This window comes from Neisseria sp. P0021.S007, assembly GCF_051956855.1.
On record NZ_JBQCXA010000885.1, the window covers coordinates 1 to 572 of the forward strand.

Genomic DNA, 572 nt, shown 5'->3' on the forward strand with positions numbered 1-572 from the left:
GTCCTGACGTACGCCTTGTCCATTGGCATACATCAACCCCAAATCAGATTGTGCTCGGGCATCCCCCTGTTCCGCTGCTTTACGATACCACTTGAGCGCTTCGGCATAGTCTTGGCGTACACCCTCTCCGTCGGCATACATCACACCTAAAATGTATTGGGCAGGAACATAACCTTGTTCCGCCACCCACAAAATTTTCTGTAAGTCAGGAACATCATCTGCCCAAACTGCTTGCCCTATGCCAAAAGCCAGCAAAGCAACCATCATTTTTTTCAGTAAGGTGTTCATCTCAAAATCCTTTTTTACTCAGAATATTTTTGGGGTTGCCTATGTACTTCAGACGACCTTTGAATAAGAATTCAATATCCTTGCTGATTCAATTTTCGATAAGCATCGCAACCTAGTTGCAGTCCGTTATCACAAGCCTTACCAAACCACTCTTTGGCGATCTTATAGTTCTGACGAACACCTTGCCCATTGTCGTACATCAGACCCAAATTATATTGGGCTTCCGCAATCCCTTGTTCTGCAGCCTTACGATACCACTGCTCTGCCTGTACAAGGTTTTGAAG

General features: G+C 45.3%; 2 protein-coding genes. Both read right to left on the reverse strand.

Annotated features, from left to right (window positions below; all coding sequences use genetic code 11):
* On the reverse strand, nt 1–288 hold a 288-nt coding region (locus ACTHUR_RS16530; RefSeq protein ID WP_440399765.1), incomplete at its 3' end, for a tetratricopeptide repeat protein.
* A gap of 71 nt (nt 289–359) precedes the next feature.
* On the reverse strand, nt 360–572 hold a 213-nt coding region (locus ACTHUR_RS16535; protein WP_440399767.1), incomplete at its 5' end, for a tetratricopeptide repeat protein.